Origin of the sequence: Ornithinimicrobium sp. CNJ-824 (assembly GCF_001942405.1) — a bacterium.
GTDB lineage: Bacteria > Actinomycetota > Actinomycetes > Actinomycetales > Dermatophilaceae > Ornithinicoccus > Ornithinicoccus kibberensis.
Genome location: NZ_MKKA01000031.1, coordinates 1 through 8602, shown reverse-complemented (window position 1 = coordinate 8602; position 8602 = coordinate 1). Strand labels below are relative to the sequence as shown.

Annotated in this window: 5 protein-coding genes and 1 pseudogene; all 6 read right to left on the bottom strand. The window is 64.3% G+C overall.

All coding sequences use genetic code 11. The features are described from left to right. Positions 1 to 1172 precede the first annotated feature (1172 nt). The 6 genes and pseudogenes from BJF81_RS18380 to BJF81_RS10590 all read right to left on the bottom strand — a co-directional run bounded on the left by BJF81_RS18380 (position 1173) and on the right by BJF81_RS10590 (position 8046). Entirely contained in the window at positions 1173 to 1544 is a 372-nt protein-coding gene (locus BJF81_RS18380) for a hypothetical protein (protein WP_187345512.1), read from the bottom strand. A 181-nt stretch (positions 1545 to 1725) separates the two neighbouring features. After that, positions 1726 to 2772, bottom strand: coding sequence for an Eco57I restriction-modification methylase domain-containing protein (locus tag BJF81_RS10610; RefSeq protein WP_075958321.1), 1047 nt, complete (start codon positions 2770 to 2772; stop codon positions 1726 to 1728). 2 nt (positions 2773 to 2774) lie between these two features. After that, positions 2775 to 6065, bottom strand: coding sequence for a DEAD/DEAH box helicase (locus tag BJF81_RS10605; RefSeq protein ID WP_075958320.1), 3291 nt, complete (start codon positions 6063 to 6065; stop codon positions 2775 to 2777). After that, the gene (locus BJF81_RS10600) at positions 6058 to 6705 is read right to left on the bottom strand and encodes a hypothetical protein (RefSeq protein WP_075958319.1); all 648 of its coding nucleotides are present in this window, start codon (positions 6703 to 6705) and stop codon (positions 6058 to 6060) included. Before BJF81_RS10600 ends, BJF81_RS10605 begins: the two co-directional genes overlap by 8 nt. A 155-nt stretch (positions 6706 to 6860) precedes the next feature. Continuing rightward, positions 6861 to 7549, bottom strand: a pseudogene (locus BJF81_RS10595) (IS1634 family transposase); the annotation flags it as partial. A gap of 140 nt (positions 7550 to 7689) precedes the next feature. Further along, positions 7690 to 8046 (bottom strand): helix-turn-helix domain-containing protein, encoded by a 357-nt coding sequence (locus BJF81_RS10590; RefSeq protein WP_075958317.1) that lies wholly within the window; start codon positions 8044 to 8046, stop codon positions 7690 to 7692. Between the last annotated feature and the right edge of the window lie 556 nt (positions 8047 to 8602).

The window sequence follows — 8602 nt, the reverse complement described above, 5'->3', positions numbered from 1 at the left end:
AACTTCGGCGGATCCAGGCTCAGCTCCTGCTTGTGGCCATCCTTGGTGCGGAGGGAAAGCTTCCTACACCTTGCAAAGTCCACGAAAGGCCCTCTCGCGCAGCCGATTCCGCACAGTTCCGGGCACTGGAAAGCACTCGATCGCACCGTTTGCGAGCCCACTGCAGTACTTTTCTGGGGTACGAGTGAGGTACGCCCGCTCGCGATGGAGCGTCGGGACCAAGGACGTGCATGAGCGGCTGGCCAACCTGTGCGCCGAGGGTCGGCCGCTCGGACCTCGTTCGTCCGCTCCGCGCTCGAACCCGGCCCCGTCGTTCTCCGTGCCACTCGTCACGGGCGTCGCAAGCCGGGGCTTAGTAACCGAAGATTTGCACGCTCAACACATTCACCGCCGTACGCGGGCTAGTGAAAATGCCCCCATACGTCGCGCGACTTTGGGGAACGGTGGCTCGCGGAAGCTCCGTTCTCGTTAAGGAGATCGATGGGCACGACCAGGAACAGATGATTGGCTTTGATGGCGATGTGCGCCTTCCACAGGTTCTTCAGATCGTGGTTGTTGGCCGTGGTCCCGCCCCGCTCCACCTCTGCAATCACCCCCGTGCCGGGTGCAAGGGGTAGTAGGAGTCGGGACGGGCTCGTGTCACCAAGCCCTCGTCCGAGGTCAGGACACGTTCCGCCGTGAAGCTCAGCTCACGCTCGATCAGACTTCCCACACGGTCCTGGATGGCATTGGACTGGGCCCATGAATATGCAGTCGGGCGATGGTGTCCTCATCGGCTGTCAATTGATCTACCAGACGCTCAGCCAAGGCGTCGACCCGCTGAGTTCTGAGCGGCTAGTAGACTCCGGGGTCGCCGCCGATGGCCACCGCGCCAGCTGGGGGCTCGTCTCTCGCGCAGTGGACGGCCACCTGTGCCGCTCGGCGCTGGAGCGCACGATCGATGACTGGATGCACGCCAACGGTGTCGCGCACGTTCCCGAGTCGACGTACCCCCGTGACGCCGAGCTCAACGCGCACGGGCTGCTGCGCGCCGACTGGGCTCATCGACGGCACCTCGTCGAAGCATTCGGGGCGCTCGGGGTCGAGGAGTACGCCGTTAAGGCCGCCCGCAAGCGCGAACTAGTTTGTCGACACGGGTTGCGCAGTTGCTGCTCTTCTGCGCCTCGCCGAACTCAGCGCACTCGCACCGCGAACCAGTGGCTGACCCGGTTCACTATCGGAGAGAAGCGTGCGGTGTCCTTGTCCGTCAGCTCGATCAGGCGAGCGTCCACCGGCCGATTAGGTTGCCAATGGTGACACGCCGCGGCCTGCAGGTTCTCCTGTTGAGGCGGTTCACTCAGCGGTTTCCACTCAGCGCTGGCTGCTAGACTCATCAGCCTTCGGCGCGACCGCCGGTCGAGCTCGCTCTCCAATCGTGCGGCCTTCTTGGCCTCCTCACCGAACACGTGTCGGGTGAATCCGGGTTGAGTATCCAGCGCAATCCGGGCGGATCCATCGAACGCCTGCTTCGTGTCGCGGTCGAAGTTCTCCGGTGCTCCCGCCATCAGGTCGATGTAGATCCGCTCCGGGGACCTTTTCGACGCGCTATTGAAGGCCGGCAGATAGCTCTATAGGATCTCGAGCTTGTTTCTGGTCCAATAGTTCCAGCCGCGACCCGTACCACTCACCACCGTGCCTCACCAGTTGACCGTGGTGCAGTTCATGCATTCGCCGTGACCATCCGTGTCAGTCCATCGGCTTGACGTGATCCTCGATGAAGGCGATCTCGTCGTCGTCGAGTCCGTACTTCGCGTAGAGCTGCTGGTCGATCTCCGGGATCGACTTCGACCAGTCGATGTCAGAGCCGCTCGTGAAATCCTGCATCGGGACGTGCTTCCAGGTACCTCGTGCGTTGTCCTGGGTCACCTTTAGCACACCAAGCATCGCGCGCGCGAACTTCGTCTTGAGGTAATCAAGACACGCGTTGGCCTCCGCCTCCGAATCGAACGCACCGATCGTCATGAAAGTCAGTGTCACACCTACGCCTGGACCCAGTACAAACGGGTTGGTAAGGGGCAATCCAAAGAAGTCCGTAGTGGACCCCGTCCCATTCACCTTCGCGATCGCTACCTTCCATTTGTCGAACGATTTGGGGCCGGTGACGAAGTCGCGCCGAATAAAACGAGACGCGCGCTTTGTCGAATCAAGACCATGCATGATCGCGTAGACATGGCCATCGTTCGGCCTGTCGATGCGCCACAGGAACGGAAGATTGTTGAAACCGACAACCATGTTACTGCTCCCGCCAGGGATCATTTCGGAAGCATTCGGATGATCCTCGAACATCTTGTCGGTATAGCGAAACGCCCCCTTGGAAGATACCGCCGCCATAAGTGACCCACCGTTCGGTCGGTCGACTTTATGCAGAATCCCATTAAGAGCAGGGTGGCGAGTGAACGTACCGATCGGTCCGAGGACCTGCTCGGAGTCGCGGTGGGTGACGACGATGCCGCCCTTAATCGTGTCGGCGAGCCCAGGGAACAGTACGCCCGAGTCCGGCTCGAAGTACGCGACTCGCAGATGCTCGTCTGCGAGCATCTTGGCGTTCCACGCCTTCGGTGTTTGGCCTGCGTTGGAGAGGAAACGTGCGGGCGTGATGATGATGGCCTGTCGGCCGATCTCGTACGCGGCGTCCATAAACAGGTGGTAGAGCGGCTCGCCGCGCCCACCCTCACGAACAGCCTCGCTCTGATAGGGCGGATTGCCGATCACTACATCGAACTTCTTGCCCATGGTCAGTTCCCTTCCCTCAACATGCCGTCGACAATCTGCTGTAGTTCTTCGGTACTCATGCGTGCGATGTCGCCATACATGAAGTGACCGGAACCCTTCATCCACTTCTTACGCTCGGCGACGCCGCCGGAGACGGCCTCGACTGTGATCTCGTGGAGTATCTTGTCGTGGCTCATCTCGAAGATCTGTGAGGTCAGGATGTGCTTGAGCCGCTCGTCCTGATCCGGGAACGTCTCGACCAGCCCCGTGTCGAGGCGGCGCACGAGCTCCATCAGGAACAGGCCGGCCGTCGAGAACAGGTCCGCGAACGTCTTGTCCGGGTCGCTGAAGATGCCTGGGTTCTCTACCTCGAGGAGGTCAACCATCGTCTTGACCACTGACTGCGGCGTGAAGACGAGCGACGTCTTCTGCTGCGGGATGTAGGCGAAGATGTTCTCGGTCTGAGCGTCGTCGAAGTAGTCGGCGAGGGCTTCCTTCTTGTCGAGGAACTCCTGGACGGCCTGGTCGAAGACCGCCTCGTCGAACATGCCCGGGATCTTCGTGAGGGTGCCGTTCTCCTCGGTGACTTCCTGGCCGTCGCGCAGGAGCCGGAACTCGGCCTCGGTGATGCCGGTGATCTCATGGAACACGTCGTCGGGCGTGTAGTCGTCGAAGTTCGACAGCCGGATCTCGCGGTCGCCGTAGGCCATCAGGAACATCGGGATCGTGCGGGCGAAACCACGCAGGTGTGAGCGGGCGTCATCCATGGACTGGTTGGCGCGCTTCTGCTCCTTCTTGGTCTCCTCGCGGGTGACCACCTCGGGCACGATCGAGTCCATCGTCCCCTCGACGATGGTCAGGATGTTCTCCTTGAAGGCCTGGTCCTGCTCGGCCTTCTTGGCCTGCACCGCGTCGGCCTCAGCCTCCGTGGCGGCGCTCTTCAGTTCGTCCTCGAGGTGCTTGCTCGCGATGTTGTGGTCGGTGTACGCGCGCTCGACCTGGTCCTTGATGACCTGCTCGGTGCGCTTCTCGTCGCGCTCGACCTGTGCCTTGGTGAGCCCGTACTCCTCCTTGAGCTCCTCGCGCTTTGCCTTGGCCTGCTCGGTCACCGCCTTCGCGATCGCGGTCGCCGTACTGGCGACCGGGGCGACAGGCTCTGCCGTCGGGATGTCTTCGACGCTCCAGACGGGCTTGCCGAGCTCGGAGACCTTGGGGTTAATGACGGTCTCGACGTCGACCTGGACGTTGCCATCCGCGTCGGTGACGGGCGGCGGCACCGGGATGCCGATGGGATCGCCGGACTTGACCTTGCCCTGCTTGGCCGTGGGCAATTTGTCGAGGATCTCCTTGACGTGCTCGGAGTAGCGGAAGATGCCGGCGACGTTGGCGAACAGGAGGTTCGACAGGAAGCCGCGGCGCACGACTTCGCGGGCCTTGAACACCTGCGGGAAGGTCAGCACCTGCGAGGCGTCGAGCTCGATCATCCGGCCCTCGGCGTCTTCACCGAGCACCGGAAAGAAGTTCAGCAGCGTCTTGATGTTGTCGCGCCGCACCTGCGGGTCGCCCGACGGGTTCGGGTGCAGGTTGTTGGCGAAGGCGTCGAAGATCGTCAGCGTGCGCTCGGGCGCGAAGTCGAAGATGTAGGCGTTCTGCTTCTGGTAGACGTGCCCGGCACGCTCGAACGTGCAGGGGTTCTGGGCCCGGAACGCCGCCTGCATGTACTGCGCCGGCGAGGACAGGTTCGACAGCATGATGACCGCGGTCCACTCCGGCACCGTGACGCCAGTCGTCAGCTGACCCACCGACAGCGTGATCGTTTTGCCGTCGGACTTCTCGGCCTCGGCGATGGCGGCGCGCACCTTGTCCAGGGACTTGCCGACGGCCACGACGTCTGTGTCGTCGCCGTTCTTCCCGTCACCGGCGGCCATGATGATCGTGTAGTCCTTGAAGACGTCATGCTTCTTGAGGAGCTTCTCCAGGGCCTTGGCGGAGGCGACGCGGTTGAGCAGCCAGAAGGAGTGGCGGATCTCGTCGCGCAGCTCCGGCGTGGAGAACGGGTACTTCTCGTTGGTCGCCATGCAGTCGAGGAACTTGATGATCTCGGCCTCGTGCTCGAAGAAGCCGTTGTCTTTGGTCGCGAAGAACTCGCCTAGGTCGAACGTGAAGTCGATGTTCGCCTCGTCCTCGGCGCTGGCGACGCCCTCGGCCAGACGATCCGTGATCATCCGCGAGATCTGGTAGGTCAGCAGGTTCAGCGTCGGCAGCGCCGTGTACGGGTTCTCCTGGCTGGCGTCCTGCCACTCCTGGCGCGCGGTCTGCTCGTCCTCGTACGTCCAGTTGAAGATCTGGTCCTGGTCGAACTTGCCCGACGCCAGCGCCTTGAACGGCGTGCCCGACAGGTGCAGCGTCCACTTCCGCTTGATCTGATCGAAGGCGACATCGGTCTTGGTGGTGTCGACGCCCTCGTGGGCCTCGTCGATCACCAGCAGATCCCAGTCGAACTGGGCGATGTGCTTGAGCTTGTCGTAGCTGCCGCCGAAGTACTGCGAGCCCTTGAGGTCCTGCAGCGAGAGGAACTCCACGATGCGCGGGTCCTCGTCCTGGTGGTCGAGCGAGTAGGTCCGCCACTGCTCGCGCGTCATCGGCTGACGGGCGGCGAGAGAAGCTGATTGCGAGACGAACCGGTAGGTCGTCTGGTGGCCGATGAATCGCGTGAAGTCGTCGAACCACGAGTTCGCGATCGCCGGGCGGTTGGTGACGATCAGGATCTTGTGGACGTCGAGGGTGCGCATCAGGTCGTAGGTCGTCAACGTCTTGCCGAACCGCGGCTTCGCGTTCCAGAGCACTTCGAGCTTGCCGGCATCGAAGGCGGCGACGGCCTGGTCGACGGCCGCCTGCTGCTCCGGACGCAGCGTGTAGTCCTCCTCCGGGATGTCCGTCGGGGACGCCTGGAAGTCCTGGCCGGCGAAGTCGTTGAAGTAGTCGATCGACCGCTTCGGCGCAGGGGCAAGGTAGTGCCACTCGGTGCGCTTGGGCTGGGTCTCGCGCTCGACACCCTGCTGCTTGAGGTAGTCGTGGAAGTCGGTGTCCTTGAAGCGACCGCCGGATTCAGACGTGAAGACGGCCCGTCGCGCCCAGACCTTCTCCTTCGTGATGGACATCTGGCTCGCCTGCTGTGCGATGCGGGCGTCAGCGGTGTCCTGCTCGGTGTAGCCGATCTTCTCCCAGCCGTCGTACTTGGGAACGTCGGGAGTTCTCCAGGAGTAGATGAGCGGGATGATCTCGCGGAACGTGCTGATGTTCGGGCTAGGCATCGATCTTCTCTTGTTCGTGGACCTTCTCGATCCGGCAAGGCTCGTAGGTGGCGTAGACGGTGAAGTCGAACCCGTTGTCCTCATGTAGCGACGCGAGAGTGAACGGGTCGCGCTGCACCATCCCAGGCGCGCCTTCGACACGGTTCCACCAGGAGAACTGGATGTCCTCACCCTCGGAGGTCCGCCCGGTCAGGGTGTTGCCGCGGACGATGTTCGTGTCGATCAGGAACGCTGCCGCCTGGTGCAGATCGGTCTCCGGACCGCATGCCGTGCCGTGGCCCTGGTGGAAGCCGTGGAACTCGGCCAGCATCACTGCTTTGGCGTCGTCGTGATTGTCCTCGAGCAGTTCGATCCCGTAGATCGAGGCCAGTGCGAACAGTGACTCCGTCGGCCATGTCTCGGCGGGGAGGCGCTTCTCGATCGCAGCGAGCTTGCGACGCAGGATCGCGACCAGGAAGTTCCCGTCACCGGCCGCGGGCTCGAGGAAGGTCTTGTCGACGAAGTCGGTGCCGGTCTCGAGATCCTCGCGCACCAGGTCGAGCATCTGTTGGACCATGTGGTGAGGCGTGAAGACCTCACCGTGGGCCTTCACACGTTGCCGGGACTTCACGAGTTGCTCCTCGATGATCGCCAGCGTCACTGACGTCCCTCACGTCGCGCGCCTCGACCGGCGATCCTCAGGTCCGCGTCATCTCTTGTGCTCGCCATGCGCTGCTGTGCTCCCGCCTGTCGGCCCTGCCGACTGCGGGGCTCTGCTCGTTGAGCACAGCCTATCGGCGGACACCGACACTCAAGGGCCTTGTTGCCCTCGAACAGGTGCACGGCCAGCGGGAACCCACCGGGGTCGCACAGCAGCCCGACGGTCACCTGAGGGTCGACCCGCCGTTCCTTGCTCATCCCGACCTTGCGCAGCCTGTCCTCCTTCGGCGTCTCGAAGTGCAGCGTCGTCAGGTCGTACAGCACCGCCGACAGCGCCCGGTCGGGGCGGCGTGGGCGTAGCACGCGACAGCGACCTGCTCGCGGTAGCCGCGCTCGACGACCCGGGACAGGCACCGCATGAACGTCTCCCTCGTGCGGGAAGGGACACCGAGCTCCTCCAGCACCCGCACGGTGTCGGCCTTGGAGGTCGGCTCGATGATCCGGGCGAGCACCAGTTGCTTGAACGCCTCGCCCAGGGCGTCGAAGCCGAGGTCGGCGTAGACCCGCTCCAGGGCCTGCCACAACACCAGCGACGCCGTGCCGGCGACCGTGGCACCCATCCCCGTGGCGGGAACCGCAGCGCTGGTCCCACCGGACTCCAGGGGCAGCTGCTCCTGGCCGGCGTGCAACCGCTCGTGCGCGATCGATTCCAGCAGCGCGAGCTCCGCATCTGTCCGGGCGGAGCCGATGTGCTCGATCCCCAGGACCCGCCGACCCCGCTTGTGCATGACCTGCACCGCCGTCGCGCCCGAGTCGGTCTTCACCTTGCGCACGAAGGAGCCCACCGGGCAAGGCTACCCACCCGCACGCACGCGATTAGTCACACCCTGCGACGCGAAGGCGCAGGTCAGCGCAGGTGACTCCCGCCAAATCGGAGCGAACGTCACAACTCAGGTTGGTGGAGACGTGGTGCCATACGTGCTCGTCAACCCCTAAGTAAGGTCTGCACGCCGGCGAAGCGGGCCTCGTCGGCCGCGGCCGCGGCCAGGATGGGCTCGACCCCGGACCAGACGGTGTCCCACCCCAGGCCGAGCTGGCGGGCCAGTCCGTGCACGGTCGCGTGCTCGCGCCGCAGCTGGCCCACCGCCCAGGACCGGGCCCGGGTGGTCCACGTCGAGCGCGGCGGAGCCAGGCCCGCATCGACCTCGGTGAACGAGCGCCGCCGGCACGTCGTCTCCGGGCACGCCCACGTGCGCTTCACCCACACCAGCCGCACCGGCGTCCCGAACGCCGGGACGTCGACCAGCCGGTGCTCCCGTCTGCCCCGCGAGGTCGCACGCACCCCGCAGTCCGGACACCCGACCGGCCCTGGCGGCGACTCGACCCGCACCGTCAGCCCGTCCGGGCCACGGCCCCCGCCGATGACGTGATAGCCGTCCAGCCCGACGAGCAGGTCGCAGTTGTCGCATTAGGCGCCGGCCGCGCCGAGGGCACGGCAGCACGACGTAGGGTAGTCCATCGTCGAGGTCCTCGAGGTTCTCGGATGCTTGGTCGCTTCCGATCCTGAGGACCTCGACCCCTCTCACCCCGGCAACTGCGACGCTTGGCGCGTCACGCCCTCACCCCCACCGCAGCTGGGAAGAGCCAGATAAGTGGCTCTTCGTCTTTGAGGGTGGGTCATAGGTTCAGCCCTCCGCCGATGAGGAGCATGCGCAGGCGGTAGTTCTCGGCTCTTCACAGATGAGGGTGTAGAGAGCGCTGGCGCGTCGGTCACGAGGTAGGCGTCGAGGTCTTCCGAGGATGGAGGTTCCTACGCCAGCCATCCGAAAGACCTCGACATGCCCGACGCTACCTTCACGCGCCCCGACCTGACGACCTTCACCCGCCTGGACGACCTC